The sequence below is a fragment of the Methylobacterium nodulans ORS 2060 genome, assembly GCF_000022085.1.
Taxonomy (GTDB): Bacteria; Pseudomonadota; Alphaproteobacteria; order Rhizobiales; family Beijerinckiaceae; genus Methylobacterium; species Methylobacterium nodulans.
Map to the genome: position 1 here is coordinate 6,487,010 of NC_011894.1, position 23,347 is coordinate 6,510,356.

The 23,347-nt window shown below is 66.5% G+C and carries 23 protein-coding genes, 2 tRNA genes and 3 pseudogenes; 15 read left to right on the plus strand and 13 right to left on the minus strand.

Annotated features, from left to right (window positions below):
* Positions 1-8: 8 nt before the first annotated feature.
* From MNOD_RS30145 to MNOD_RS30155, 3 genes are all read right to left on the minus strand, one after another.
* Positions 9-221, minus strand: coding sequence for a hypothetical protein (locus tag MNOD_RS30145; RefSeq protein WP_015932746.1), 213 nt, complete (start codon positions 219-221; stop codon positions 9-11).
* Between the two features lie 147 nt (positions 222-368).
* Positions 369-545, minus strand: coding sequence for a DUF1328 domain-containing protein (locus tag MNOD_RS44330; protein ID WP_015932747.1), 177 nt, complete (start codon positions 543-545; stop codon positions 369-371).
* Between the two features lie 175 nt (positions 546-720).
* Positions 721-796 (minus strand) — tRNA-Asn (locus MNOD_RS30155).
* Between the two features lie 184 nt (positions 797-980).
* Between MNOD_RS30155 and MNOD_RS30160 the strand changes: the two genes are divergently transcribed.
* Positions 981-1,054 (plus strand) — tRNA-Cys (locus MNOD_RS30160).
* A gap of 40 nt (positions 1,055-1,094) precedes the next feature.
* Here the strand turns inward: MNOD_RS30160 and MNOD_RS30165 are convergent.
* Positions 1,095-1,385, minus strand: coding sequence for a GIY-YIG nuclease family protein (locus MNOD_RS30165; RefSeq protein ID WP_043749694.1), 291 nt, complete (start codon positions 1,383-1,385; stop codon positions 1,095-1,097).
* Between the two features lie 397 nt (positions 1,386-1,782).
* Here MNOD_RS30165 and MNOD_RS30170 point away from each other — a divergent pair, with 397 nt between their 5' ends.
* From MNOD_RS30170 to MNOD_RS30195, 6 genes are all read left to right on the plus strand, one after another.
* Complete coding sequence (locus tag MNOD_RS30170; RefSeq protein ID WP_015932749.1) at positions 1,783-2,319, plus strand: hypothetical protein; 537 nt, start codon at positions 1,783-1,785, stop codon at positions 2,317-2,319.
* A complete protein-coding gene (locus MNOD_RS30175) occupies positions 2,316-2,666 on the plus strand; it encodes a hypothetical protein (RefSeq protein ID WP_015932750.1) in 351 nt (116 codons plus the stop codon). The genes MNOD_RS30170 and MNOD_RS30175 overlap by 4 nt, the downstream gene beginning before the upstream one ends.
* Complete coding sequence (locus MNOD_RS30180) at positions 2,659-2,916, plus strand: hypothetical protein (protein WP_015932751.1); 258 nt, start codon at positions 2,659-2,661, stop codon at positions 2,914-2,916. Before MNOD_RS30175 ends, MNOD_RS30180 begins: the two co-directional genes overlap by 8 nt.
* Positions 2,917-3,682: 766 nt before the next feature.
* Positions 3,683-4,033 carry a phasin family protein gene (locus MNOD_RS30185; protein WP_015932754.1) on the plus strand — a complete coding sequence of 117 codons (351 nt, stop codon included), beginning with the start codon at positions 3,683-3,685 and terminating at the stop codon, positions 4,031-4,033.
* 120 nt (positions 4,034-4,153) lie between these two features.
* Positions 4,154-4,747: a hypothetical protein gene (locus MNOD_RS30190; RefSeq protein ID WP_015932755.1), complete on the plus strand. Its 594-nt coding sequence runs from the start codon at positions 4,154-4,156 to the stop codon at positions 4,745-4,747.
* Between the two features lie 50 nt (positions 4,748-4,797).
* Positions 4,798-5,073 carry a hypothetical protein gene (locus tag MNOD_RS30195; RefSeq protein ID WP_015932756.1) on the plus strand — a complete coding sequence of 92 codons (276 nt, stop codon included), beginning with the start codon at positions 4,798-4,800 and terminating at the stop codon, positions 5,071-5,073.
* A 415-nt stretch (positions 5,074-5,488) separates the two neighbouring features.
* Here the strand turns inward: MNOD_RS30195 and MNOD_RS30200 are convergent, their stop codons facing one another.
* Together MNOD_RS30200 and MNOD_RS30205 are read right to left on the minus strand one after the other, a co-directional pair.
* Positions 5,489-5,680, minus strand: a complete 192-nt coding sequence (locus tag MNOD_RS30200) for a hypothetical protein (protein WP_015932757.1) — start codon at positions 5,678-5,680, stop codon at positions 5,489-5,491.
* Positions 5,681-5,776: 96 nt separating this feature from the next.
* Positions 5,777-5,983, minus strand: coding sequence for a hypothetical protein (locus MNOD_RS30205; protein WP_043752498.1), 207 nt, complete (start codon positions 5,981-5,983; stop codon positions 5,777-5,779).
* Between the two features lie 198 nt (positions 5,984-6,181).
* Here MNOD_RS30205 and MNOD_RS30210 point away from each other — a divergent pair, with 198 nt between their 5' ends.
* Together MNOD_RS30210 and MNOD_RS30215 are read left to right on the plus strand one after the other, a co-directional pair.
* The gene (locus MNOD_RS30210; protein ID WP_015932759.1) at positions 6,182-6,871 is read left to right on the plus strand and encodes a spermidine synthase; all 690 of its coding nucleotides are present in this window, start codon (positions 6,182-6,184) and stop codon (positions 6,869-6,871) included.
* A 188-nt stretch (positions 6,872-7,059) separates the two neighbouring features.
* A complete protein-coding gene (locus MNOD_RS30215; protein ID WP_015932760.1) occupies positions 7,060-8,334 on the plus strand; it encodes an NAD(P)/FAD-dependent oxidoreductase in 1,275 nt (424 codons plus the stop codon).
* Between the two features lie 979 nt (positions 8,335-9,313).
* Here the strand turns inward: MNOD_RS30215 and MNOD_RS30220 are convergent.
* Both MNOD_RS30220 and MNOD_RS30225 read right to left on the minus strand, forming a co-directional pair.
* A complete protein-coding gene (locus tag MNOD_RS30220) occupies positions 9,314-9,577 on the minus strand; it encodes a hypothetical protein (RefSeq protein ID WP_015932761.1) in 264 nt (87 codons plus the stop codon).
* Between the two features lie 450 nt (positions 9,578-10,027).
* The gene (locus MNOD_RS30225; protein ID WP_015932762.1) at positions 10,028-10,675 is read right to left on the minus strand and encodes a GntR family transcriptional regulator; all 648 of its coding nucleotides are present in this window, start codon (positions 10,673-10,675) and stop codon (positions 10,028-10,030) included.
* Between the two features lie 224 nt (positions 10,676-10,899).
* Between MNOD_RS30225 and tcuC the strand changes: the two genes are divergently transcribed.
* The 3 genes from tcuC (at position 10,900) to MNOD_RS30245 (ending at position 15,241) form a co-directional block, all read left to right on the plus strand.
* Entirely contained in the window at positions 10,900-12,195 is a 1,296-nt protein-coding gene (gene tcuC / locus MNOD_RS30230) for an MFS transporter (RefSeq protein ID WP_015932763.1), read from the plus strand.
* 35 nt (positions 12,196-12,230) lie between these two features.
* The gene (gene tcuA, locus MNOD_RS30235; RefSeq protein WP_015932764.1) at positions 12,231-13,739 is read left to right on the plus strand and encodes an FAD-dependent tricarballylate dehydrogenase TcuA; all 1,509 of its coding nucleotides are present in this window, start codon (positions 12,231-12,233) and stop codon (positions 13,737-13,739) included.
* Between the two features lie 488 nt (positions 13,740-14,227).
* Positions 14,228-15,241, plus strand: coding sequence for an NADPH:quinone oxidoreductase family protein (locus tag MNOD_RS30245; RefSeq protein ID WP_015932765.1), 1,014 nt, complete (start codon positions 14,228-14,230; stop codon positions 15,239-15,241).
* 121 nt (positions 15,242-15,362) lie between these two features.
* On the opposite strand, the gene MNOD_RS30250 is transcribed toward MNOD_RS30245, so the two are convergent.
* Positions 15,363-15,602 carry a hypothetical protein gene (locus MNOD_RS30250; RefSeq protein WP_015932766.1) on the minus strand — a complete coding sequence of 80 codons (240 nt, stop codon included), beginning with the start codon at positions 15,600-15,602 and terminating at the stop codon, positions 15,363-15,365.
* Between the two features lie 565 nt (positions 15,603-16,167).
* On the opposite strand from MNOD_RS30250, the gene MNOD_RS30255 reads away from it, so the two are divergent.
* Positions 16,168-18,246, plus strand: coding sequence for an FUSC family protein (locus tag MNOD_RS30255; protein ID WP_015932767.1), 2,079 nt, complete (start codon positions 16,168-16,170; stop codon positions 18,244-18,246).
* Between the two features lie 716 nt (positions 18,247-18,962).
* On the opposite strand, the gene MNOD_RS50130 is transcribed toward MNOD_RS30255, so the two are convergent.
* The gene (locus tag MNOD_RS50130) at positions 18,963-19,091 is read right to left on the minus strand and encodes a hypothetical protein (protein ID WP_015932768.1); all 129 of its coding nucleotides are present in this window, start codon (positions 19,089-19,091) and stop codon (positions 18,963-18,965) included.
* Positions 19,092-19,185: 94 nt separating this feature from the next.
* A pseudogene (locus MNOD_RS30260) lies at positions 19,186-19,632 on the minus strand (IS6 family transposase); the annotation flags it as partial.
* A 109-nt stretch (positions 19,633-19,741) separates the two neighbouring features.
* On the opposite strand from MNOD_RS30260, the gene MNOD_RS30265 reads away from it, so the two are divergent.
* The gene (locus tag MNOD_RS30265; RefSeq protein ID WP_012631399.1) at positions 19,742-21,022 is read left to right on the plus strand and encodes an IS66-like element ISMno2 family transposase; all 1,281 of its coding nucleotides are present in this window, start codon (positions 19,742-19,744) and stop codon (positions 21,020-21,022) included.
* Between the two features lie 83 nt (positions 21,023-21,105).
* On the opposite strand, the gene MNOD_RS30270 is transcribed toward MNOD_RS30265, so the two are convergent.
* The gene (locus MNOD_RS30270; protein ID WP_015932769.1) at positions 21,106-22,110 is read right to left on the minus strand and encodes an IS110 family RNA-guided transposase; all 1,005 of its coding nucleotides are present in this window, start codon (positions 22,108-22,110) and stop codon (positions 21,106-21,108) included.
* A gap of 218 nt (positions 22,111-22,328) precedes the next feature.
* Positions 22,329-22,604: pseudogene (locus tag MNOD_RS30275) on the minus strand (IS6 family transposase); the annotation flags it as partial.
* An 89-nt stretch (positions 22,605-22,693) separates the two neighbouring features.
* Here MNOD_RS30275 and MNOD_RS49455 point away from each other — a divergent pair.
* Positions 22,694-23,292: pseudogene (locus MNOD_RS49455) on the plus strand (IS701 family transposase); the annotation flags it as partial.
* Between the last annotated feature and the right edge of the window lie 55 nt (positions 23,293-23,347).

The following is a 23,347-nucleotide window of genomic DNA, read 5'->3' on the forward strand; positions in this document are numbered from 1 at the left end:
CGTCGCGCTCAGACGCGGCGGCCGCGGTCGCGGGGCGGAGCGCCGCAGCGCCATTCGGTGATCCGGTATTCCGGGTGGCTGCCGATCCAGCGCGCGAGCTGCGGCTGCGCAAGCCGCAGGCAGATCCGTGCCTCGTCGACGTCGAGGGGCAGGCGCCGCATCTCGCAGCTCTCAGGCGCGCCCGCGAGACATGCGGTGAAGTAGAGGAAGAAGGCGGCCATCGGGGTCTCGCCGGAACGCCTGCCCGGGATATGGGGAGCGCGGCTTGGGCCGGCAAGGCGGAGCGGAGGCCGTGGGCCGGGCGCCCCTCACGAGAAAGGGCGGCCGAAGCCGCCCCGTCCTGTCACATGCCGATCCGCTTCACGCCGTCATACCCGCGGCGAGCGCCCGCGCATCAGGCCGAAGATGGCGGAGACGGCGAACAGCACGATAGCGACGAAGAACACGATCTTGGCGGCTTCCATCGCGGTGCCGGCGATGCCGCCGAAGCCGAGCAGCGCCGCGACGAGCGCGACGACCAGGAACGTAATGGCCCATCCGATCATGGAGGTCTCCTGTCTGTCATGACGCTGCCGACCCGGACCGATCAGTCCAAAGCGTCGCAGCAAGTTGCAGGGAGAACCTCGTGCGGCGGGAGGAGTTCCGGCAATTTTTCGCGGTCCGTCCGGGGAACCCGCCCGGTCTCGACTGGTGGATCCGCAGGGGCCGGAGGTGAGCGGATGGCTCCCCGAGCAGGACTCGAACCTGCGACAAGGCGATTAACAGTCGCCTGCTCTACCAACTGAGCTATCGGGGAACGACGCGGACCGCTTAGCGCATGCTCCCCAGCGGGCGCAAGCGCGATTCTGCCGGGGCTGCGAAAATTCGCCGGCTTTATCCCGGTTGCCGAGCCGGGCCGGGCTCTGTTAAAGAGCCCTCGTTCCCGGGCCGGCCGCCCGTCCCGGGAGGACGGCGCGCCTTCAAGGGCCTGCCGCCCGGACGGCCTCGTGGCGGAGTGGTTACGCAGAGGACTGCAAATCCTTGCACCCCGGTTCGATTCCGGGCGAGGCCTCCACCCTTTCTCCTAAGCATCTGAACTTATACAGATTAACGCGTCAGACTTCCAAACTTTCCGGACCGGGTTGGAACCGAGACGGCGCCCTGTTGCTGCTCCTCAATCCACACCTGAAGCATGCCGCGCCGGTCGAACCACTCTCCTCGTAGCCGGTATTCCGTGACTCGGCGGTGCAGCGGATCTCGTCAGCCTGCCGGCCGGGCAGCGTCGAAATGACCTCGATTGGCATGGGACAGCCGGTGCTCAGCGTCCTGATGCGCTCCTCGACCGATTGAGCCGTGAAGCCGATCTTGACGAAGCGGTCATAGCCAGCGGCATAGATCAGCCCCAACGGGAGCTAGGGCGCGCTTCCGGACGCGGGGCGGAGGATCCGTGAGATCGCCCTGTATCGTCCCAGAAGGTGTGATTCGGCTCAGGGCGGTCGCCTGGATCGGGAAGGGGGTAGCGCACCTTGTTCAGCTTCACGTAGAAGCGAGGGTGGCCGTGCCGATCCACGAAGGTGTCGAGGTGTTTGAGCTTCAGCCTCATCGCCGGCCCTCGCTCGCATTCCCGTCAGCCCCGCAACGGTGTCCGGCCCATCGCCACGTGTCCTAAGTTAAGTTCCGTGCATGCACGACGCCCCGGCTACCGATCTTCCTCCCACCGTCCTCGAAGGGAGCCGCGGACGTCCGAATTGACGGTCCGACGCGCTATGGTACGGGCGCGTACGTCAGAGCGGAGAGGGTGCTGTGTCCGAGGATGATACTCTCGCGCGGGCCTTGACCGACGTGAGCGAACGGCGAGCCGCGCTTCAGGCCGAGTACGAGCGCATCGGGGCAGAGTTGGCGAAGGTCCGCCAGGCCGAGAATGCCCTGCGGGCGATCGTCGAAAATGCTCCGCTTCCAGATCCGGCTCTCGATGCGAGCCCTGCTGTCGGGCGGGCATCGCGTATGGAGGCGCCGCGCGCCTCCGGCCGTGGCAGCCGCGGGCCTCGGGCGAACTCGGCCAAGGGCCGCCTGAGAGCACTCCTGGAAGGCGCGGGTCCGCTGGGACTCTCGCATGCTCAGATCGTGCAGCGCTTGCCAGACGTGGCGCCGGCAACGCTGAACGCGTACCTCAGCACGATGGTCGCGAGCGGCGAGGCGATCCGCAACGGCGACGTCTATAGGGGCGGCCGGTCGGACCAGCAGGAGCGGTCTGGGCAGAACACGGATGCCCGCTCTGCGGAGGAGGATGGTGGCACTGAACCGGCCGATCCTGGCGAGGAGGCCAGAGCCGCCGAGTGACCGCTGCCCTCGAATGGAGCCGCCGGCTCGCCAGCCTCTCGCCCGGCCAGCCGCCGTGCCCAGGCTTCCGACCCGACCAGTGGGTCGAGATCCTGAGCAACGCCCGGCGCTTCGTGGACGATTTCGGGCCTGAGGCCGACCGGCTCGGCTGGGACACTCTGACGCTGTTTGGCTACCACCCACAGCACGGCGTGATCCGCAGCGACTGGACGGGCGTCCTGCTGACCAGCCTCTACCCGGTCCTGGAAGTGGAGGCCGACTACCTGACGAAGTATCCCTGGACGATTCCGCGGCACAAGCCGGGGCGGTATCGGGGGATCCCGGTGTGGGAGTTCGGGCGTGGCTGACACCCCGATGATCGGCGAGCTCTACAAGCTCAAGCACGTCACGGACGAGCAGATTGATGCGGCCGTCGCTGACTACCTGAACGACCCCACGTCCGGCATGCGGCTGATCGCGGAAGGAGTCGCTCTTGATCTTGCCGCGGTCGTACTGGCCCACCCCTACGCCCGCGCGGTGCTCGCCTGGGAGAACGCGACCGAGGCGCAGCGGCGCATAGTGGTGAGGACCGCGATCCTGCTGGCGAGGCCGGCATGAGGTATGCTTCGTCGATGCGACCGTGAGGTGTGCCGATGCCGATCTATCTCGACGACGCGTGGCTCCCCACCGTTGATGGCCACACCCACGTGAAGCAAGTCTACCACGGCCAAGAGAACGTGATCGGCCGCGTGCGGCGCTGGCAATCGGCCTGACAGCCTGGGGCTAAGTGGTTCATCCGGCAAGTTATACGGCCTTGGCCAGGAGCGCGATGCCGGGCGAGCGGCGTGGGCGATGATGCCGCCGCTGGCCCACCGTTTCCTCTGCTCCGCATCCCCATCAGCCGCCGGAGTGAGCTGCGTTTAAAAGATATTTCTCCCGCTAAACAGTTGTGTACAAGCGTTTTGGGCGTGGCTGGGTTGCGCTTCCGAAGATAGCATGCTGCGATGCAGCATGGCACAAAGCAGATGCACCGCCGCGATGGCGTCGCAGCGGTGCTTGCCCTCCATGGGCGTTTCCTCCCTAGACTCCGGGCCGCCCGCGAGGGCGGCCCTTCTTTTATTCACCCGGCAGGAACGCGCCGATCGGCGAAATTGCTGTGTTTTCGTAATTGGTTGGAGCTTCACCTTGAGCCCAGTTGTCGGCGTTCAAGCACCAGCCGGTCAGCATGTCAGGACTCACCGTTCCTTCACACCGGGCGCATAGACACCTTGGTCATTATCTCTTTTGGCCTAATCCGAACGGTTGGGTTGCATCTCATTGTGCGTCGCAGCATCTACGGTGCGCCGCACAAGAAGGCGGTGCGTACCCCCGTGGAGAAACGTCTATGACGATCCAGAACCCCTTCGAGGTCCCCGCCGAGCTGCGCAACTTCGCCGACAAGAGCCTCGCGCAAGCCCAGCAGGCCGTCGCGGCCTTCTTCCAGAACACCCGCAAGCTCAACGAGACCGTCCAGTCCTCGTTCAAGACCGCCCAGCTGCCGGTTAGCGTCGCTTACGCCCGCAGCCTCGACTTCGCCGAGCAGAACGCCAACGCTGCCTTCGCGGTCGCCCATAAGATCATCCGCGCTCGTGATCTGCAGGAGGCCGGTCAGGTCCAGGCGGAGTACCTCCGTGCTCAGTTCGACACGTTCCAGGCTCAGGCCAAGGAAATCTATTCGGTCGCCAAGGCCGCGTAACCTGGTGCGACTGGCGAGAGCCCGCGCCTCCCGGGCGCGGGCCCGCCTCTGACGTGAGAGAGCGGCGACATGGCAGCGCGACGCGGTAGGCGTTCAACATCAGCCCAACGGGGAAGCTCCATGACCGAGGCAGTGGCTCCTGGCGAGCAAATCACCGAGGCTGGTGACGAGCAGGCTGTTCTGCCGCCGACCGAGGGTGAGCAGACGTCGCTCGAAGCTGTCCCCGTCTACGACCCTGAGCCGTTGCCCGCGCAGGAAGAGGCTCCTGAGGCTCTCATGTCAGAAGCGGCGCAATCCGAGGCTGATGAGCCGGCGAGCGCTTCTGAGATCATCGCGGCGGAGCCAGAGCCGATCGCGGTTCACTCGCTCGAAGTGAGCGCGCCAGAGATCTCGGGCGAAATACCCGCTCCTGCGCCAGCCACGAACGAGCATGCGGTTGCCGGTGTGAGTGCCGCCCCCCAGCCTGCAGCCACTCAGGCGAGCGTGTACTCTATCGCTACTCGTCTTCTCGAGAAGGCAGGTGCGCAGCAGAGGATCTGGTTCTCCTACGCTGAGAGCGAGCTTAAAGCCAAGCTTACTTACGGTCGCGTTCTATCCAAGTCGCGGACGCCGGTCGATGTGATTTTAGCGTCCAATGCTGAGTATCTCCGTGCGCTTGTGGCGAGCAGCAATGTACTGAGTGAAATTGTAGCGGATGGAATCACGCTGGCATAAACGCCAACGGCTGACCTGATACATTGCTCTGACTGAGACATGCCGTGCTCATGTCTTGCCTTGAAGCGACGTTGCTGCTGATAGAGGCGCAGAAGGTTGTTGAACTTCGGCTCATGAAGCTGGCCCGGGGCGGCTTGGAAGCCTGGCTCGAGGCTCAGCTCATGGTGAGCGAGAAGGTGAGTGCCGCCTTTGAAGCAGCCGGCATGCTGGTGGTGGGCAAGGGGTTCGAAGCCGTCATTGTCCGCTATCGCGAACATGTGGCTGCAAACACGCAGAGATTATCTACGGCAACCACTTCTGATCTGCACCCGCAAGCTTGGTCGTGAGCGATGCGCCACAGCTCGCTAGTGCGCCGAAGTGAGATGGTCGGGTGGCAGGCTGTTCGTGGCGTCCACCGAGAAGCTCAAGTCCCAGAGGATTACCCCCAGTCCGCACTAAAGCTGGTTCACAAGGGTGTATCATGAAGCCGTCCGCTAGAGCGCTCATCAAGTGCCATGTGCTGCGTGATCTGGATCGCGCTCTAGCGCAACGCAACCTAGAGCGCGTGATGATTTTACTTGGTCGTCAGCTTAGGCTTGAAGAGTTCGGTTCCGCCGCAGCATAGCAGTCCGCTACGCCGCAGCAGGTGCCGGCGGGCTTGCCCGCCGACCGTGTCGAAACTGGCAGGATGATCGTGCATCGCGCGCCGTCAGAACCCAGTCCGTAAGCGACCTCGGCCCCGAGGTTGAAGCACTCGAGCAGCTACCGCGCGTTGGCCGCCGCCTCGGGCCAGGTCGCGGCCTCTGCCGCGAACAGATTGGCCTCGAGCGCCTGCTGACGCGCAGCCAGCGCCGCGTGCTGGGCTTTGACTTCAGCGCGCTTGCGGCAAAGGTTTGTTGCCTTCTGAGCGGCCATCCCGCGCCGCTCGTCCGGTTCGATCGAGCGGTCCGTCATCGGCCCTGCCCGTCCTTTCCGAGGGCCGGGATGACACGGTTTGCTCTCCGCATCCGAAAACTCGCAGAAGGCCGCCGAGGCGTTGCCCGCGCGGGATCAGCGCCGCCGCAGTTCTGCGCCCGCACGGAACGCCCGCTCTACCGCTGCGAGCGCCTGAGCGTGCGCCTTGGCCTCACTCTCGTGCGGCCGGTCCGACCGCTCCAGGAGCTTGCCGTGCTTGCGGATCGCCCAGCCAAACTTGCCCTTAGGCGATATCAGCGGTGAGACTTCGATGCTGAAGGGATGGAGGCTGGTGTCGGTCATTGCGGGGAGCATCGCACGATCGGGCTGTCCTGGCCAACTCCGGCGCCCTCAGGGAACGGGGCCGGAGATGACGTTGTCGATCCGGGCGGAGGATCAGGGTGCGCCACAAACCGGTCGCGCAGGGTTGGGTCCTTTGTTGGACACCGCTCCGCAGCGGAGCGGTGCGCTGGCCCTGTGCCCTTCTGGAGGCTCCATTCTTTGACACCATGGGTTCAAGTCGACACTGCCACCATTCCCGGTGAGCGCGAGCCGATGCGCCTCCTGCAGCGGGGCAGCGAGTTCACGATCTGCGTCGGCACGATCGAGCTGATGAACAATCGTGCGTGCACATCCGAGGCCGCCTTGGCTGCCCTCACCTGCGCTCGCTTGCAGGATCGCCCGCACGCCAAGGTGCTGATCGGCGGGCTCGGCATGGGCTTTACCCTGCGCGCCGCCCTCGATGCACTCGGACCGGACGCACGGATCGTGGTGGCGGAACTGGTGCCTGCCGTTGTGGCCTGGGCCCGCGGCCCGCTGGCTCATCTGTTCGCCGGGAGCCTCGATGATCCGCGCGTCGAAGTGCGAGAAGAGGACGTCAAGCGTGTCATTCAACAGGTGCCCGCGTGCTACGACGCGATCCTGCTCGATGTCGACAACGGGCCCGAGGGGCTGACGCGGCTGGAGAACGACCGGCTCTACGACGCCTGGGGCCTGAAGCGTGCCCGATACGCGCTGCGCCCGAGCGGGATCCTGGGGGTGTGGTCGGGCGGACCGGACCGGAAGTTCAAGGCGCGCTTGCGGAACACGGGTTTCGAGGTGGACGAGATCCGGGTGCACGCGAACGGCAGAAGCGGCCGTCGCCATGTCCTCTGGCTCGCAACGCACGCGGATGCTCCGTCCAAATTGTGATCCGTAGCGAGAACCGGGCTCTGGTTCCCTACGCCGCTCTTATGCGAATGGGCCGGCGTGACAGGCGGGCAGGGAACCGCGAGCATCCGAGCTCACGGGCGATCGTTCGGTCCTGACTGTGATAGTGCTCCGAGGCGGCCGGCTGAGCCACTCAGCGCCCGATCGGCACCTATCGAGGAAGGCAGCGGATGCCCGCAACAACAGGTCGCCATGTCGTCATCATCGGCTCCGGCGCCGTCGGGACGGTAAGCGCGATCGAGTGCCTGCGGGCAGGACACCGCGTCACGGTGGTCGATCCGGGTCAACCAGGTGGCGAGCAAGCCTCAAGCTACGGCAATGCCGGCTGGCTCTCCTCGCATTCCGTCATCCCACCGGCCGAGCCCGGGATGTGGAAGAAGGTCCCATCTTTCCTCCTCGATCCGCTTGGCCCGCTCTCGATCCGATGGGCCTATCTGCCGAAGGTCCTGCCCTGGCTGATCCGCTTCCTTCTGGCGGCCAGGACCTCCGCGCAGATTGAGCATACGGCTCAAGCCATGAGGACGCTGCTCGTCGACGCGCCCAAACTCCATGCGAGCCTTGCCGCCGAGGCCGGCGTGCCACAGCTGATTGAGCGCCGCGGCGTACTGCACGTCTATCCTGATCGAACAGCCTTCGAAGGCGATGCCCGATCCTGGGCAATCCGTCGCAAGGTCGGCGTCGAGTGGCTCGAACTCTCAGCCGAAGAACTACGGCAGCGCGAGCCCAATCTGCATCCGCGCTATACCTTTGGCCTTGTGGTCGAAGAGGCGGGGCATTGCCGCGATCCGGGAAACTATATAGCCGCTCTGTCCAAGCTAGCCTGCGAGCGGGGTGCCACATACGTCACGACCCGCGCAACGGGTTTCCGTCTCGAAGGAAGCCGTCTCACTGCCGTTACGACGGAACAGGGTGAGATTGCCTGTGACTGCGCCGTTGTGGCGGCGGGCGCTCGCTCGAAGACGCTTGCCGCATCGCTCGGCGACGCGCTCCCCCTGGAAAGCGAGCGCGGCTACCACGTGATGATCCCTGACGCCAAGGTAGGTCCACGCACGCCGATGATGGCCTCCGATGCCAAGATGATTGCCAATTTTATGAACGGAGGGCTGCGCGCTGCCGGCCAGGTTGAGTTCGCGGGCTTAGCGGCGGTGCCCAACTGGAAACGCGCGGAAATCCTGCGCAATCATCTGATCTCGATGTTTCCGGGACTGGCCGGGACCGTGCCGGCCGACCGCCTGCGCGTGTGGCTCGGGCATCGTCCGAGCATGCCGGACGGTCGTCCCTGCATTGGACCTGCGCGGAAGACCTCCGACGTGATCTATGCCTTTGGACATGGCCATGTCAGCCTGGTGGGCTCGGCCCGGACTGGGCGCCTTGTTGCTCAGCTCGTTAGTTGCTCTGCACCTGAAATTCCTCTTGCCCCTTTTGATCCTCGGCGCTTCTTATGAGGCCGACCAGGGCTGGATACGATCGACCTAACAACACTTTGATTTCCTGACACGCAATCCTTACAGGTTTAAGCGTCTGAAAAACCGTCGGATGCTGTTGGCGAATTCCGACTGGGGCCTCCAGGAAGCAGGCGCATTCAGGGATTTCGCACTCGCAACGCAGCCGCGCGAGACGCCCAGCCGAAGAGCCGCTGGAATTCGCCGACAGTATCCCGTCGTTTTTCGGACATGCCGCTTCGGCCGGGCCGGAACGGTCCACTCGAGCAAGGTCGATTGGACACCCTCAGGACAAAAAGAGACCGGCACGAGGGTGGTATGGCTCGGCCGGCTCAGTGTGATGCTCTCAAACGCAACGTCGGATAATCGTCTCAATCGCAGTTAGTTCCTTGCAAACTCGCCACCAGCTCAAATCATCCGCACCAGAGGTCTCATCAGTGACGTGACTACTTAAGTAGCAAGCTGGCCCAGGTTCTGCATTTCATTGCAACCACCCTAGTGGATCTTGATACTGCCTCAAGCTCTTCAGCCTTCTGAGTAAGACCACGTCTTCTGAGACTCGCCGCATCTTGCCATAATCTGTTGGCTAGCAGGTCCTCCTCAATAACCATCTGCATCAAGGCTTCATAGGGAGTTCTCGGAGGTCTGTGTGCGTGGTCTAACGGCATGGAAGTCTCTCCTGCCTGTCTGCCAACCATGACTCGCATTAGTCTTTGTGTCTCTTACAAAGGCGAAAGCAGGTGGGCCACGCCCGAAGGGCCACTGATGGTGATCCGAGGGGCAGGACGCACCATGACTGAGCTTTCGCTTCGTGATGCTGCCAGAGCCTGCGGGGTGAGGGCCGAGACCGCTTGAGATGCGTATATGCGGCCCAGGGCCGGAGACCGATCGCGCTCGCCTCAATGCGCTCAGGGGGCGTTGCGGTCGGTGACCCTATCTCTCGAAGCTGCCCGTTCCCGTAACTCCACTGGCGCGCACGAGGTTATGCGAATTCCGGCGCCTCGCGCTCGTCATCAAGCTCGGTGAGCGTGGTCTCCGTCCCAAAGAAACGAGCAAGCCTCTTGGCCTCGGCGACCGCCAGCTTCCGATTGAGGCTCTCCTCGCCGGAGTCGGAGATCACCACACCATGCATGGTGAAGCCCTGCTGCGGACCGCCGAACTGCACCGTGATGTCGGCTGAAAGCTGATCCTGCCCTATGGGGGCAAATTCGATCGCTTCGACCGAGATGCGCGGCTTCTCATCCATTCCGGTTCTCCAGGTTGCGGATCGGCTCCGCCTGCGCCCCTTCTTTGAGCTTGTCGGGGCAGGGGGCATGACGCAGCAGCGTCCCGCGCCCCGCGCGCGATCCGGAGTGGCAGTCACCGGCCGCACCCGTTTCCCTTTGATGTGGCGTCCCGGTCGCTGACCCTGCCGGCCGGCGGGGTCAGCCGCCGATCTGCGGGGTCTTCGTCGGGGGCACCGTCGACCCGAAGAGTTAACGGATCGTTACCGGCTCCCCAAACCCACAGGGTGTCTCGTTTGGGTCTGGACCTCTCGCGAGAGACGAATGCCAACGGTCTCTTGCCGGGCCTGATGGTGTGGACGGCCCATGCTACGGCATCGCTGTGCCAGGATGAGGTCGTCGCCTCTCATCTTCAGGAGCCGTCCACACAATCAAGCCCTCGGCCGGCAGCATCCAGACGGCAAGGCGCTCGCTCAGTTGTCCTGGTAGAGGCGGATGCGTGCCTTGAACGCGGCGCGGATATGAGCGCGCGCGGCCGCCTCCGCTCCGTCGCGATCGTGCGCGCGGATGCGGTCAACGATCTGCTGGTGCTCTTCAATGGACTGCGCGGCGCGGCCCGGGACGGCGAGGGTGGTGCCAGCCAGGAGCACGAGCGAGAGGCGCATGTTCTCCAGCATCGCCTGGAGGAAGCGGTTGCGCGTGCAGGCATGGATCTGGCGATGGAACAGCCGGTTCGTCCGGGCGAGATCCGCCGCCGTGTCGGCCATCTCGCGGTCGCGGACGACCATCTCCTCCAGGAGATCGATCTCGATGTCGCTGGCATGGATCGCGGCGAGGCGGGCTGCCATGCCCTCCAGGACCTCGCGCAGGTCGTAGAGCTCGGTCACCTGCGCGTAGTCGAGCTGGGCCACGCTCGCGCCCCGGTGCGGCTCGTGCACGACGAGCCCCTGCGCTTCGAGCCGGCCGAGCGCTTCACGCACCGGCGTCCGACTGATGGAGAATCGCTCGGCCAACTCCGCCTCGCGTAAGCGGCTACCCGGCGGCAACTCGCCGTCCTCGATGGCGCGCAGAAGCATCTCGTAAGCGGAGCCGTTCCGCTGGTCGGATCTCCGCGCCTTCATCCCTGCTCTCCCCGAACGACCATGAGGCCCGCTGTAGCGCAGTCCAGGACCAGGCGCGACATGGCGTGGGCAATTGCATACAAGGGTATACAATGCTAGGGAACGCGTGCGGCAGGCAGCGCACGCCATCGCCACGGGCCGCAGCGGGGGATGCGTCGGCGGACAGGCCACCCCGGCCTTGCAAGGCTGCCGCAAAGCGAAAAAGGCCATCAGGGAGGACCAGAATGACTCACATCGACGCCGATCCGCCGCCGTCCCGCCTCGGGGACATCCTGCGCGCAACAAGCGGCAACTTCCTGGAGATGTTCGACTTCTTCCTGTTCGGGTTCTACGCCTCGCACATTGCACAGGCGTTCTTCCCGCCGGTGAACGAAGTCACCGCGCTGCTCTTGACTTTCACGACCTTCTGGCTCGGCGCCCTGATGCGCCCGGTCGGCGCGATCGTGCTCGGCGCCTATATCGACCGGATTGGTCGCCGCCGCGGCCTGATCGTCACCCTGTCGATCATGGCGCTCGGCACGGTCCTGATCGCGATCTGCCCGACCTACGCGAGCATCGGCCTCGCGGCCCCCGTTATCGTGCTGATCGGCCGTCTGCTGCAGGGCTTCTCAGCCGGCGTCGAGCTCGGCGGTGTCTCGATCTACCTGTTCGAGATCGCGACGCCCGGCAACAAGGGCTTCTACACGGCCTTCCAGTCGGCCAGCCAGCAGGTGGCGATCTTCTTCGCCGCGGTGATTGGCTACCTGATGCATGCCGGCCTGAGCGGCCAGCAGATCGCGGACGGCGGCTGGCGGCTTCCCTTCTTCATCGGCTGCCTGATCGTGCCGCTGATCTTCGTGATCCGGCGCTCGCTCCAGGAGACCCCGGAATTCCTGGCCCGGCGGGCGCATCCCTCGACTGCCGAGATCTTCCGCTCGGTGGCGGCGAACTGGCCCGTCATCCTGCTCGGCACGCTGCTCACCGTGCCGACGACGGTGACCTTCTATCTGATCACCGTCTACACTCCGACCTTCGGCAAGGCGGTGCTCCACCTCGGCGAGGGCGAGAGCCTTGCCGTCACCGTCTGCGTCGCGATCAGCAACTTCATCTGGCTGCCCATCGGCGGCGCGGTCTCGGACCGGATCGGCCGTAAGCCCGTCCTGATCGCGATCGCGATGCTGGCGCTCGCCACCGCCTACCCGGCGCTCGCCTGGCTCACAGCGTCGCCGAGCTTTGCCAAGATGCTCGTCGTCGAGCTGTGGTTCTCGTTCTTCTTCGGCGCCTACAACGGCGCCCTGGTGGCCGCCCTGTCAGAGATCGTTCCGGCACATGTGCGGGCGACAAGCTTTTCCCTCGCCTTCAGCCTGGCCGCTGCTCTGTTCGGCACGGCCACGCCGATGGTCTCGACCTGGCTGATCAGCACCTCCGGCGACCGGGCCGCCCCCGGATACTGGCTCATGCTGGCCGCCGCCTGCGGCCTTGCCGCCACCCTGACCCTCTACCGCTCCGGCGCCGCGGCGCGCGTGCCGGCGCAGGCCTGACCGATCCTCTCGACCTCTATGCGGAGACACTTACCATGCAGACATCCTGGGACATCGTCGTCGTCGGCTCCGGCAATGCCGCGATGAGCGCGGCGATCGCGGCACGCGAGCAGGGCCGGAGCGTCCTCGTCATCGAGAAGGCCACGGAGGAACTGGCGGGCGGCAACACCGCCTACACGGCTGGCGCCATGCGCTTCGTCTACAACGGGAACGACGACCTGCTGCCGCTGCTCGCCGACCCGGACGATCCGCGCCTCGCCCGCACCGATTTCGGCGCCTACACCGCCGAGCGCTTCACCGCGGACCTCCTCGGCTTCAACGACAGGCGGCCGCTGAGCCGCGAGCAGCAAACGCTGATCGCCGAGAGCTACGATGCGGTCCGCTGGCTGGCTTCGCAGGGCGTTAAGTTCGAGCCGATCTACTCCCGCCAATCCTTCGAAAAGGACGGGCGCTTCATCTTCTGGGGCGGACTGACGCTCGCCACGCACAACGAGGGCTTCGGCCTCGCCGAGGCCGAGCGCGCCGCCTTCGCGGCGCTCGGCGGCGAGATCCGCTACGATTGCGCCGCGACCGATCTCGTCACGGAGGGCGGGCGCGTGCGCGGCATCCGGGTGCGCAACGGCGCGGGCGAGGCGGGCGTGATCGCCGCCAAGGCCGTCGTTCTCGCCTGCGGCGGCTTCGAGTCGAATGCGCAGATGCGGCGCGAGCTCATCGGACCAGGCTGGGAGGCCGCGAAGGTGCGTGGCACGCCGTATAACCAGGGCGACGGGATCGCGATGGCACTGCGCCTCGGCGCAAAGCGGCACGGTTTCTACGGCGGCTGCCACGCTACGCCGATGGACCTGCACACGCCCGACTACGGCAACCTCGACCTGCCGCACCTCGAGCGCAAGCACTACCGCAAGATCTGCTACTTCCTTGGCGTGATGCTGAACGCGCGCGGCGAGCGCTTCGTCGACGAGGGCAGGGACTTCCGCAACTACACCTACGCCCAGTTCGGGCGCGCCATCATGGAGCAGCCTGGCCATGTCGCGTGGCAGATCTTCGACGCGAAGGTCGATCACCTGCTCTACAGCGAGTATCGCTTCCATGACGCGCACTTCGTCGAGGCCGATACGCTGGAGGCTTTGATCGACAAGCTCGACGGCATCGATAAGGCGCAGGCTCTCGCCACCATCGCGCAGTTCAACGCCGCGGTCGATCCGGCCGTGCCGTTCGATCCGACGGTGAAGGACGGTCGCGCCACGAAGGGGCTCGCCCTGCCGAAGTCGAACTGGGCGCAGGCCATCGAAACCGGCCCGTTCAAGGCCTATCCGGTCACCGGCGGCATCACCTTCACCTATGGCGGCGTCGAAGTGGACGAGGCCGGCGGCGTGATGCACGAGAACGGCAGCCCGATTCCCGGCCTCTATGCCTGCGGCGAGATGGTCGGCGGCGTGTTCTTCAACGGCTATCCGGGCGGCTCGGGCCTGACCTCGGGCGTGGTGTTCGGCCGGCGCGCCGGAGCTGGGGCCGCCGCATGGACGGCTCGCGCCGCCGCCTAAAGTCGGGCGCCACACGCCGTGAAGCTCGAGGATCCGGAATGAAGAGGTGCGGGCACCGGCTTGGGCCGGCGCCCGCAGATTTCGGTCGAGCTCGATTTTTCGACCGGCGGCTCGCTCCTGAGCCAAGCCGCGTTGCATGCGTGGTCATGCAAAACAAAAGGGAACCTCATTTCTGAGGTGCCCTTCTGCTTAGAACAGCCGCGCCAGAAGCATCATCGAAGCCATCTGATGCCGCTGCATCCGATCGCCAGACGGGATACCGTTGGCGAATTCCCACTGGCGCCCCACGAAGCACGCCGACGCAGGGGCTTCATGCTCGTGAAGCAGCCGCGCGAGACGCCTGGCCGAAGGGCCGCTGGAATTCGCCAACAGTATCCCGTCGTTTTCTGTACATTCGGATGATGAGTTTTGTGCGGTCAGGGCAGCTACTGTTGGCCCATCGAGGAGAATGGCGCACAAGAGAAAGGCGAAGCTTTCACGAGAGAGAGATGCAAAGCTTTGAAGGATCGGCCTACGGCACCCTCGATCACTTCGAGTTGGTCGACCGGGATATCCCAGAACCGGGCGCCAGACAGGTCCGCATCCGCGTGGCGGCGGCGGCACTCGGCTTCGTGGACGGCCTGATCATTCAGGGCCGCTATCAATACAAACCGCCGCTGCCCTACGTGCCCGGCGGCGAGATCGCTGGGGTCGTGGACGCGGTGGGCGCAGAGGTTCACCACCTTTCCGCAGGCGACCGGGTCGCAACGTGGCAATTCGGCGGAGGCTTGGCGGAATACACCCTCGCGCCTGCTGACGAGGTCGAGCCGATCCCGGCAAACCTCGCCTTCGCCGACGCCGCCGCCATTCTGCTCGACTACCAGACCGCCCAGTACGCGCTGTTTGGACGGGGCGGGGTCCGGGCCGGTGAGACGGTGCTGGTCGCAGGGGCGGCAGGTGGGGTCGGCGCGGCTGCCGTTCAGCTTGCTGCAAAAGCGGGGGCATACGTCATCGCCGCCGCCTCAACACCGGAGAAGCGCGACCGCGTCCGCGCCTTGGGAGCACAGGCAGCGATCAACTCCGCCGGCCCGGACATCCGGGCCGAGATCAAGGCCGCTGCGCCGCGCGGCGTCGTTGACGTCGTGGTCGATCCGGTCGGCGGGCCGACCTTCGAGGCGCTGTTCCGATCATTAGCCAAGGAGGGTCGGCACCTCGTGATCGGTTTTGCCGCGGGCAGCATTCCGGCGCTGCCAGCCAACCTGGCGCTGCTGAAAAGCGCGGCGCTGATCGGCGTCGAGATCCGCCACTTCCTCGCCTCCCGGCCAGCGGAGGCCCGCGCAGCGCGGGCGGCCCTTTTCGAGCAGGTCGCGTCCGGTGCGTTAGCACCGCCGCCGCTCATACCGTTCCCACTGGTACAGGCGCGAGAGGCATTAGCTACGGCCTCCTGTCGCGACAAGACAGGCAAGGTGGTCGTCATCCAACAGCCGGATGCCCTCGCATCTGATGCCTCTCGGAATTCTTGAATATGGCGGTTGCCATCACCCTCAATCGTGTCCGCCAATCAAAAATGCGGTCAAAGATGCTGCCCTGGGGCTGAAGTGCCAAGCGCACGTGACGCCCGGCGTTTGACCGGCAACTGTAATCCTAGACCGGCTTCACATATACCGTCGTGTCGATGCCGTGCCTTGCAGCTTCCTCGCCGGCGGCCTCGACGGCGTCTTCAATGATCGACTTAAAGGCGATGCCCGTGTGAACGGTCCCACCTTCGGTAAGTATTACCTCATACCTAGGCGAGGAAAACTGGTAGTCATGCTCAAGCACCATTACATGGTTGTATGGATCTGATGGCTGCTGTCCGTCCTTCCAGATCTTAACTTCAAGCATGGTTCATCCTCACATTCCTGACCGTGTTTCAAGACATAGTTACACTCCACGGCTCTGCGCGCTGATTTGCTCGCATCTCGTTAGCGGAAGCGCGATGGATACCGCCTCACCCCTCGATAGCCCTGCGCCAGCGGGCCAAGGCCGCTTCGAGTGGAGCTTCAGGCACTTCGGCCCGTAGCGGGCGCTACTCACCCATACGCAGAACGGCTTCCGCCTCGTGCTTATGGGAAGGAAACGCGCGAAGGTCGGGCGGGTGCGATCGGCCGGCGGGCGGTTTGCGGGCGCTTGTTCGCCAGGGCGAAGGCCGGCAGGTCTGCGTCCCGCAATGCCTCACGCGCGAACGGCACCTCACCCAATCAGGTCCGCCAGGGGCGCAGGCACGGGGCAGGGCTCAGATGGGCTTGAGCGGCGGCGTGGGACCGACACTGCGGTTAGGTTTCCCGCTTTGCCGCCCTCGCCCCCCTCGCTACCATCCCTGAAGGCACGAGATAAGCGCCCTTCCGAGCGCCTGCCGCGCCTGCTCTTATTCGTCCGCTGCCCGCTCCATGCCGATCCGCCCCCGCCGATGAAGCCCGTCCCAAGCCGCCGGGGGACGCTGCGCAACCCCGGCCCCGACCTCGCTCGCCTGCCGCTGGCGCCGGACCTCGCCGGCATCAGCCTCGCGGAGGGACTGCGGGCGGCGGTCGCCTTCGCGGCCATCATCCTTCTCAACGAGTGGCTGGCCTGGCCGCCGCTCCTCACCATGGCCCTCGCCGCCAACCTCACCTGCTTCTGCGACATCGGCGGGCCGATCCGCCCCAGGCTGCGGGCGCTCGTCGCCTTCGCGGGTCTCGGCGGCGTGGTCTGGGGCGCCTTCGGGGTCATGCAGGCCTCCGGCCCGGCCGTGGTGCTGCCCGCCGCCTGCGCGGTGATCTTCGGCTGCACCTTCGTGCGCATCTGGGGCGTGCCCGCCCAGACCGTCGGCAACGTGCTGGTGGTGGTGCTCTGCCTCGCCCTCGACCGGGCGCTGAGCCCCGGCGAGGGCGCCGTGGTGGCGGCGATGTTCTGGGCCGGCGGGCTCTGGGCCGCCTTCCTCGCCCTGGCGGTCTGGCGCCTGCACCCCTACCGGCCGGCTCACGCGGCCATCGCCTCCGTCTGGTCCGGCCTGGGGCATCTCGCCCGCGACCTGCGCCGGCTCTCCGCCGGCCCGCACGGGGCCGACCTCGCCGGGTGGGAGCAGCACGCCCGCGCCCACCGCCGGGCCGTGCGCGACGCCCTCGAGGCCGCTCGCACCCTGGTTCTCGACCTCGCCCGCAGCCGCGCCCGCCTGTCGGAGCGCAACGCCCGGGCGCTGATCCGCCTGGAGGCCGCCGAGCAGCTCTTCGGTGTGCTGATCGCCCTGTCCGACTACCTGGAGCGGGCGGAGCCGGCGCGCCGGGCCGAGGCCGCGCGCGTCCTGCGCCTGCTGCCGCCCCTGCTGCGCCTCCTGTCCCGCGCGATCCGCCAAGACCGGCCCGTGGACCTCGCCCGGATCGAGCGCGCGCTCGCCCGCGCCCGGCCGCGGCCCGAGGCCGATCCGGCCCTGCGGCGGATGGCCGAGCGAGCCTTCGACCGCCTGCGCATCGGCGTCAAGCTCTCGGGAGCAGAGGACCTCGCCGGCGGTAACGGCCTCGCCGGTGCCCCGGCCCTGCCCTGGCGCGAGCGGCTGCTGCAGCCCTTGCGGGCCAACCTGACCTGGTCGTCGGCCAACCTGCGCCATGCCGTACGGGCGACCGTGGTGGCGCTGCCCGCCCTGCTGGTGACCGTCCTGTGGCCCGGCCCGTTCACCCACTGGCTCACCATCACGGTGGTGCTGACCATGCAGCCCTTCTACGCCGCCACCTGGCAGCGGGCGCTGGAGCGCATCGGCGGCACGGTGCTCGGCGGAGTGATCGGGGCGGTGCTCGCCTTCTTCGCCACCTCGCCGCCGGTGCTCGCCGCCCTGATGGTGCCCCTGAGCATCATCGGCTTCGCGGCCCGGGGGGTGAGCTACGGCACCTTCATCGCCTGCCTCACGCCCCTGGTGGTGGTGCTGGTCGAGCTGGTCGAGCCCGGTCATTCGTCCTGGGAGATCGTCGGGATGCGCGCCCTGTTCACGGTTCTGGGCGGGGCCGTCGCGGTGCTGAGCGGCCTGGTGCTGTGGCCGCTGTGGGAGCCGGCGCGGGTGCGGGGCGAGATGCGCAACGCGCTTCTGAGCCACGCCCGCTACGCCGAGGCGGTGGTCGCGGAGCGCCTGGGCGAGGGCGCCGTCGGGGCGGCCGAGGCTGCGGCCCGCACGGCGGGCCTGGCGACGAACAACCTCGAAGCCTCCCTGGCCCGCGCGCTCCAGGAGCCGCGGCGGCGCGGACGCTCGCGGATCGAGGCCGCGCTGATCGCCGACGCCACGCTGCGGCGGATGGCCGGCCGGCTCGCGAGCCTGCGGCACGATCCGGAGCCCCGCGGTCTCGACCCGGAGGCCTGGCGGGCGTGGCGCGACTGGATGTCGGCCTCGCTCGCCCGGGCCGCCCGCGGCGAGGCGCTGCCGCCCCGGCCTGACGGCTCCGAGGCCGAGCCGCTCACCCGCATCGCCGCTCAGATCGACCTGCTCGCGGTCACGCTGAAGCGAGCCGGGATTGGCGCGGCGTGATCTGCTTTGTGGCCTGACCCGCTCCGAGGAGTCCAGCTTTTACCCTGTTCTGGCCAGGACGAAGCGGAGGAGCCCTGCGGGCCACTGAATGGGCGCACCCCGACGGTGCCTTCCGAGGCGGGCGTGTCCGGCGCCGTAAGTGTAGCCGCCCACGCCACCGTCTGCTTCCACCGCGCAAGCGGATCGAAAAGGAATGCCGGAGGGTGATCCCGAGCTGGCAACCGGGATTGATCACGCCGGGCTGCAGGCTGCCGCTGCGCGTCTGAGAAGCCCGCACGAGGCGCGTCTGGAGATCACGCGTGCGGCGCCCGATGTTGCGCTGCAACAAAAATCTACAAACCTAGCGCGTACGCCGGCCGCACACGCCCACGCGCGTGCACAATCTGCATGCAAGATGCCGCTTATTTGAGCTTTTAAGATGTTGCAGTGCAGCGTAATAAGTAGTGGCCAGATCGCGATCGCGTCCCGATCTGGCAGCCCTCCTTTGGGCGTTTCCTCCCTAGACTTCGGGCCGCTCCGCAGGGGCGGTCTTTTTTTGTCTAGCTCGCCAATTTCTATGGCCGTACAGCAGCTTGGATCGCGCTGCAAGTGTGCTGGTGCAACGATTTATCTAGGCCTGATGGCCTAATCCGCCGGCCGGTGGGTCGTGATCGGCTTACTAGGAACCGTTGTTGTTCTGCCGCAGCGCGACTGCGGACCCACAGTGAGAGTGGAGCTTAGAAGGGCGCTCCGCTGCGCTGCACCGGATCGGTCGGCGGCTCCTGATTTCGACTGGCCGCGGTGAGGAGCGCGACAAGCGCGACGCTGCCCGCAAGGCATGACGATACGACCATGACGAGTTCCATCAGCGCTATCCTGCAAGTCTGCGAGACAGCCAAGGTAGCGGGGCGTGTCGCAAACTCGGGTGTGGGCCGCAGAAGGGGCTACGCCGTCTCACTTTCATGCTTTGTTCGTGACAGGAAGTCCGAAGCAGTGCGCGAGCAGCTGGTTCTGCTCCCGCACGGTCCACTCGCCCGCGAACCCAAAGCCCTTGCGCAGCCACAGCATCGCTTCGAAGCCCTGGATCGTGCGCCGCGCGGTTACGAACGATCGGAACCCGCCCACGCGCGGCATCGCCCGTTTCACCCGGAAGTGATCGCTCTCGACCCCCTGCTGCAGGTGCTTGGTGACGTGGTGGGTCGGTGCCCGGGGCAGCAGGCCCTCCTTGCGGCTCTCGGCGATCGCCGGCGGGTACGGGCCAGCGCCATCCGTGCCGATCCGATCTGGGGCGAGGAGCGGCTGATCCTGCAGCATCTTGCGGAAGAAGCGCTTGGCCGCATCGAGGTCGCGGTGGGCCGTGAGCAGGAAGTCGACCGCCTCGTCATGCCTGTCGATTGCCCGGTAGAGTAATTACCCACGGGGTGCGCGCGAGCGCGGCGTGACCCACAAGCGAGGCCGCTAGAGGGAGTTCGCCGCGCCTCTTGCCGGGAGGCGATTTGGCTGATTCCCTCGTGGGATGGGCCGCAGCGAGCTGGAACGCCTGAGCAAGCAGGAGCTGATCGAGCTGGTGCTGCGGCTGCAGCGCCCCGAGAAGACCTCGCGCACCTCGTCCAAGCCGCCCTCGACCGACCGCAAGGAGCGGCGCGAGCAGGCCAAGCCCGGCGGCGCCAAGCCGGGTCACGAGGGACATAGCCGAACGCTCAGCCCCGATCCCGACGAGATCGTCGCTCACCGCCCGGGTCACTGCCCCTGCTGCGGAGGTGTTCTGGCTCCGGATCTGCCGGCCGAGATCGTCAGCGTGTGCGAGCAGATCGACTTGCCCGCGGTGGCACCGATGGTCACCCAGCATCAACGGCTCGCCGTCCGCTGCCCGGCTTGTGGCACGCGCGTCGTCGCTCCAGTGCCGCAGGCCGCACGCGGCACGCCGTTCGGCCCGCGCCTGCACGCGGTGGCGGTGTATCTGAAGACCTTCCAGGCTCTGTCCTACGAGCGGCTGCAGGCCGCGTTGTCGGACCTGTTCGGGCTCACCTTGAGCCAGGGCGGGCTGATGAACCTGCTGCGTCGGGCCCAGAGGCAGTTCCGTGCCGATCGCGAAGCTGCGGTCTCGGCGCTGCGCCGGGCCGCGGTAGTCGCCTCGGATGAGACCGGCGTGCGCATCGAGGGCAGCAACTCGTATCATTGGGTGTTCCGCTCGGACGCAGCGGTCGTTCATCACGCGGCCTCGACGCGGGCCGCCGCGGTGGTGCACGCGATGATGGACGGACACCGGCCGTCCGTGTGGCTGTCGGACCGCTACACCGCCCAGCAGGGCCACGGTGAGCATCACCAGACCTGCCTGGCGCATTTGGCCCGTGACGTCGCCTACGCGGTCGAGGTCAGCGACGACCCCGTGCCGCTGCGCCTACAACTCTGGCTGGGAAGCGTGTTCAGCCTGGCCGAGCGCGTCACCGACCTGGCCGCCTCGACGCTCTCGGCCAAGCGCCGGGCCCTGGATCGGCAGCTGTCCGCCATCCTCGCTGCACCAAGCCGCTGCGATCTGACCCGCGCTCTGCAAGCCAAGATCGGCCGAGCCCGCGACCAGCTCCTGGTCTTCCTCGACCATCCCGGCCGCGTGGCGGTCACCAACAACGCTTGCGAGCGCGCGCTGCGCCCGGCAGTGGTGCAGCGGAAGGTGACGAACGGCTATCGGGCCATGTGGGCGGCCGCGGGTGAGGCGGACGTGCGCACCGTCGTCGACACGGCCCGCCTCTCGGGGGCCGGCACCTTCGCCACTATCCTCAACATCATCCGCGCCTGATCCTACCGCCACGGGCGTGGGTAATTACCCGGTAGAGATACCGCCACTGACCGCGAACCCGGATGTAGATACCGTCTGCGCGGTCAAGGCTTGCTGGCTGCGCCGGGGCGGTAGCCACCTTCGTCCTTCAGCACACCGAAACAGAGGTGGACGAGCTTACGCATGGCGGCCCCGAGTGCCGCCATTTTGCACTTCCCGCGACCGAGCAGATGCTCATACTGCGCCTTGATGTCGGGGTTTTTGCGGGTGCCCACCACGGCGGCCATGTAGAGGGCGGCACGCAGTCGAGGATTGCCAGCCCTGGACAAGCTCGGCCGACCGCGGACGCTTGTCCCTGATGTGCGCTCAACCGGCACCAGGCCGAGGAAGGCTGCCGCCTGTCGAGCGCTGTCAAAGGCGCGCATGCGCAGCATCAGCAGCATCCTTGTTGCAGTCTTCGGGCCGACGGCAGGGATCGTCATCAGCCGCTCCAGGCCTGATTGGAGATCGGCATCTGCAGCGATGTGGGCGGCGATGCCCTGCTTGATCTCAGCGGCCTGGGCCTTCAGCTCTGCGATGCTTGTCAGCAAGGACCTTTCAACAAGATCGGGACAGCCACGCGTCCGCGCCTGCTCCAGACGGTTCTCCTCTCGCCGGAGATCGGCTTCCAGGTCATCGAGACGGGCGATCAGGCTCTGAAGGTCAAGCAGGGCCTTGGCCGGGGGCGACCAGAGTTTTGGGCGCACCAACAGGCCGTAGCGGGCCAGAAGATGGGCATCGATCCGGTCAGTCTTGCCGAGAATGCCGAGGGCCTTGGCGAAGCTGCGCACCCGCGCCGAGTTGACGATGGAGACCCGCAGGCCCGCTGCGGCAAGCCGCTGTGCGGCCACCTCATGGTAGGCTGCCGTATGGTAGGCTGCCGTGGCCTCGACGATCAGATGCGTGTCTGCCGCCTCTGCTCCAGACACTTGGGCGACCCAGCGTGCGACCCGATCAGCGCCTTCCGGGCTGTTGGGGAACGAGCGTCGGCCCACTAGCTTGTCACCTACCGACGTTAGGACCGCGCAATCCAGGCTAGCCTTCGCGACATCCATGCCAAGAAGTACCAAGGCGTTGTCTCCTCGTTCGAGGTGCCCCTACGCTGATCCACCTTGTTGATGCAGGCTCATCCCCTGCGGGGAGGCCTTCGCTACCGTCCAATCTCGTCAGGGGCGCAGTGGGAGAGGCCGGGCGCACGATCTACGTCTCAGACTCGTGGTCTCACGTCTCATTCGGGCTGACCCGGCCTCATACCTCAGGAGAGACCTGGGGCGCCGATCAGATACAACGTCTCGTCGACGCGCACCGATCCGCAGTGCGGCTTGCGGAACCGACGCAGCCGGCGCTCGATGGCGGGCGCGTAGGCCAGCACCCACCGATTGATGGTGGAGTGGTCCACCTCCATCCCGCGCTCGAGGAGCATCTCCTCGATGTCGCGGTAGCTGAGGGCATAGCGCAGGTACCAGGAGACGGCCTGCACGATCAGGCTGGCCTCGAAGTGCCGCCCCCTGAAGTCGCCGCGGGCCTCTCTCTTCAGCTTGAGGGCGAGGGCGTTCAGGATCATGGGCCGGCTCCGAAGCGGAGGCGGCAAGCTGAGCAGGGATGGCTAACGAGCCGTGAACGCGGGCCCGTTCGCGTTTGCGACAGGCCCCCATGCTCTTCCCCGTCGCCGGGCGCGGCCGGCCGCGTCAGCATGACGGGCCGGATCAGCCCTCGGTCGCGGCCGAGACCGCGCTGGAGACCATGGCCGGGCGCGTCGTGACGTGGCGGCGCGGCACCAAGGGCCGGCTGAGCGCCCGCTTCTGCGCCGTGCGGGTGCGTGCCGCCGATGCTCCAACCCAACGGATCGGAGCGATGGGCAACCAGCACCGGCCGGGCGAGGAGGTCTGGCGGGTGGGCGAGTTCCGGACATCGGGCGAGCGGAAGTACTATCTCTCGAACCTGCCGCCTGATGCGACGCTCAAGCAGCTCGCCGGCCTCATCACGGCACGTTGGATCTGTGAGCAGGCGCACCAGCAGAGGAAGGCAGAACTCGGCCTCGACCACTTCGAGGGCCGCTCGTGGACCGGGCTGCACCGGCACGCGCTGATGACGATGATGGCCTATGCCTTCCTTCAGTTGCGCCGTCTCGCGGCCGTTGGCCGGAAAAAAAGGAACGGCTGCCCGCCGCCACAGCCGACCTTGCCAGCGGTCCGGCAGGCCATCCTAGATCATCTCAGCCGGCCGCCGCTGCGGAGATGTCCGCACTGTGACGCCCTGCTCCCGCGGCCCTCGTGAACACGACCTGCCAAAGTAGTGCTAATCTGA

Coding starts and splice junctions, on each gene's coding strand:
- MNOD_RS30145 (WP_015932746.1), bottom strand. CDS start 221: ATGGCCGCCTTCTTCCTCTACTTCACCGCATGTCTCGCGGGCGCGCCT.
- MNOD_RS44330 (WP_015932747.1), bottom strand. CDS start 545: ATGATCGGATGGGCCATTACGTTCCTGGTCGTCGCGCTCGTCGCGGCG.
- MNOD_RS30185 (WP_015932754.1), top strand. CDS start 3,683: ATGACGATCCAGAACCCCTTCGAGGTCCCCGCCGAGCTGCGCAACTTC.
- MNOD_RS30190 (WP_015932755.1), top strand. CDS start 4,154: ATGACCGAGGCAGTGGCTCCTGGCGAGCAAATCACCGAGGCTGGTGAC.
- MNOD_RS30195 (WP_015932756.1), top strand. CDS start 4,798: ATGTCTTGCCTTGAAGCGACGTTGCTGCTGATAGAGGCGCAGAAGGTT.
- MNOD_RS30200 (WP_015932757.1), bottom strand. CDS start 5,680: ATGACGGACCGCTCGATCGAACCGGACGAGCGGCGCGGGATGGCCGCT.
- MNOD_RS30205 (WP_043752498.1), bottom strand. CDS start 5,983: ATGACCGACACCAGCCTCCATCCCTTCAGCATCGAAGTCTCACCGCTG.
- MNOD_RS30215 (WP_015932760.1), top strand. CDS start 7,060: ATGCCCGCAACAACAGGTCGCCATGTCGTCATCATCGGCTCCGGCGCC.
- MNOD_RS30220 (WP_015932761.1), bottom strand. CDS start 9,577: ATGGATGAGAAGCCGCGCATCTCGGTCGAAGCGATCGAATTTGCCCCC.
- MNOD_RS30225 (WP_015932762.1), bottom strand. CDS start 10,675: ATGAAGGCGCGGAGATCCGACCAGCGGAACGGCTCCGCTTACGAGATG.
- tcuC (WP_015932763.1), top strand. CDS start 10,900: ATGACTCACATCGACGCCGATCCGCCGCCGTCCCGCCTCGGGGACATC.
- tcuA (WP_015932764.1), top strand. CDS start 12,231: ATGCAGACATCCTGGGACATCGTCGTCGTCGGCTCCGGCAATGCCGCG.
- MNOD_RS30245 (WP_015932765.1), top strand. CDS start 14,228: ATGCAAAGCTTTGAAGGATCGGCCTACGGCACCCTCGATCACTTCGAG.
- MNOD_RS30250 (WP_015932766.1), bottom strand. CDS start 15,602: ATGCTTGAAGTTAAGATCTGGAAGGACGGACAGCAGCCATCAGATCCA.
- MNOD_RS30255 (WP_015932767.1), top strand. CDS start 16,168: ATGAAGCCCGTCCCAAGCCGCCGGGGGACGCTGCGCAACCCCGGCCCC.
- MNOD_RS50130 (WP_015932768.1), bottom strand. CDS start 19,091: ATGGAACTCGTCATGGTCGTATCGTCATGCCTTGCGGGCAGCGTCGCG.
- MNOD_RS30265 (WP_012631399.1), top strand. CDS start 19,742: ATGGGCCGCAGCGAGCTGGAACGCCTGAGCAAGCAGGAGCTGATCGAG.